This is a genomic window from Polynucleobacter sp. 39-46-10 (genome assembly GCF_002282275.1).
The window spans coordinates 1-2,025 of sequence record NZ_NCJB01000380.1 but is presented as its reverse complement, the minus strand read 5'-3'; the positions used below and the strand labels follow the sequence as shown (position 1 = coordinate 2,025).

Sequence of the window (2,025 nt, the reverse complement as noted above, 5' to 3'; positions counted from 1 at the left end):
ATCCAAAACAGCGTCTAAGGGCACTACCCCTTTAGATATGCCCTGAATTGGGGCGCGGGGATTCATATGCATCAAACGATTGCGCAAAGCATCCACTTCAGCCGGCGATACCAAATCCGTCTTAGTAATGAAGATTTGATCGGCAAAGCCTACCTGGCGCTGTGCCTCATCATGCTCAGTGAGCTGCTGTGGGTCATGCTTGGCATCTACAAGAGTGACTACCGCATCCAATACGTAATGATCCGCAACATCATCATCCATAAAGAATGTTTGGGCCACCGGGCCTGGATTAGCCACACCGGTAGTTTCAATAACTACGCGATCAAAACTAATCTTTTTATCTTTACGCTGCTCCCAAAGTGAATCGAGGGCCTCCACTAAATCGCCGCGAATAGTGCAACAAATACAACCATTGCTCATTTGCACAATGTTCTCTTGATTGTCTTGAACCAAGATGTCGTTATCAATATTCTCTTCGCCGAACTCGTTTTCAATCACGGCAATTTTTTTGCCATGCTCTTCAGTCAAGATGTGTTTGAGCAAAGTCGTTTTGCCGCTACCTAAAAAGCCTGTAAGAATTGTTACTGGAATTAACGCCATGATCGATCCATTCAAAATCTATAAATACATTCCCTAAATGGGAAACCTTCTATCTTACCGAGTTCCTCACGCTTTGCCAGCCTTTGCGCGTGGATGGGCTTTATCGTATGCCTGCGCTAGGTGCTGGAAGTCTAAAGAGGTATAAATCTGCGTGCTGGCGATACTGGCATGCCCCAGCATCTCCTGCACCGCCCGCAAATCTTGGGACGATTGCAATACATGACTTGCGAAGCTATGGCGCATCATGTGCGGATGCACATGGGTCGGCAGGCCGGCACGCATCGCCAAGGTACGCAGACGCGCCTGCACAGTCCGAGGGGATAGGCGCACACCTGTAGCAGAAATAAACAAAGCCATTGATACATCCGCTTGCTCCAGTTGATCGCGGACCGCACGCCAGACTTTGAGGGATTGCATTGCAGGTCCACCAATCGGGACTGAGCGGCGCTTGCCGCCTTTACCCAACACCGTGACTTCTGCAGCATCCCAATCCAACCAGCCGGCAGACTCTTGTTGGCGATCTTTGCTTTGCATCACATCAATGCCCAACAGCTCTGATAAACGTAAGCCTGATGAATACAGCAAATCAATGATCGCTGCGTCACGTACAGTCTCGAGATCTTTTTTTTCTTCGGCTTCTTTAACGGCTTGGTTTACTAGAGAGAGTGCCTGCTCAACCGAGAGCGCCTTAGGCAAAGACTTCAGACGTTTGGGCGCCTTCACATCATCGACAGGATTAGCGACTAGATTGGCGGTTACCTTTCCTGCCTGCGCATCGCGACGTGCATCTTTCTCGGTCAACCAGTCATACCAGCCGCGCCATGCAGAAAGCGCTCTAGCAATCGTTCGGGATGATTTTCCTTTGGAATGTAAGCGACCCGCCCAGCGACGTACATGCGCATTTGTGACTTTTAATAACTCAATGGAATCATCTGCTGCTAATTCCTGCAGCTCACCCAGATCCATGCGGTACGCTTTGAGCGTATGGGGTGAGAGCTGCCTTAAAACATGCAGCTCGTGCAAATACTCTTGCACTAAGGGGTGAAGATCAGCTGGTGCTTGGCTCATAAGCCTGGATACGATCCAAAGCGGCAGCAGTCAGTTCGGCAATTTGACGCAAATAGAATGCGCCCATATCGGCAGTAAAACGGGTTTCATCTTTGCTTGCCAATAAAAGCACGGCTGGCGATTGCACCGCACCAACACTTTTACCCAATGGTAGGCCAATGGCGACCATGCTTTGCCATTCAGGATCAATGCTCACTTGGGTTGCCAACAAATCTACACTCGCTGCAGCCAGCTCATGAGCAGAGCCACAAAGCGGCGTATCAATCCAAGGACCAAATGCCGGATTAGGCGCCAGGAGTTGGGCAGACTCAACTTCAAACACTTCTGCCAAACCTGCAGTCACTGCAGACTCTATAT

The 2,025-nt window shown here is 49.8% G+C and carries 2 protein-coding genes and 1 pseudogene; all 3 read right to left on the bottom strand.

Annotation, left to right across the window (positions count from 1 at the left end):
* The coding region (locus tag B7X71_RS15865) for a GTP-binding protein (protein ID WP_293601442.1) at positions 1-603 on the bottom strand (603 nt) is incomplete at its 3' end.
* 63 nt (positions 604-666) lie between these two features.
* Positions 667-1,668, bottom strand: a complete 1,002-nt coding sequence (locus B7X71_RS15860) for a tyrosine recombinase XerC (protein ID WP_293601441.1) — start codon at positions 1,666-1,668, stop codon at positions 667-669.
* Positions 1,649-2,025, bottom strand: a pseudogene (locus B7X71_RS15855) (DUF484 domain-containing protein); the annotation flags it as partial. The gene B7X71_RS15860 and the pseudogene B7X71_RS15855, both read right to left, overlap by 20 nt.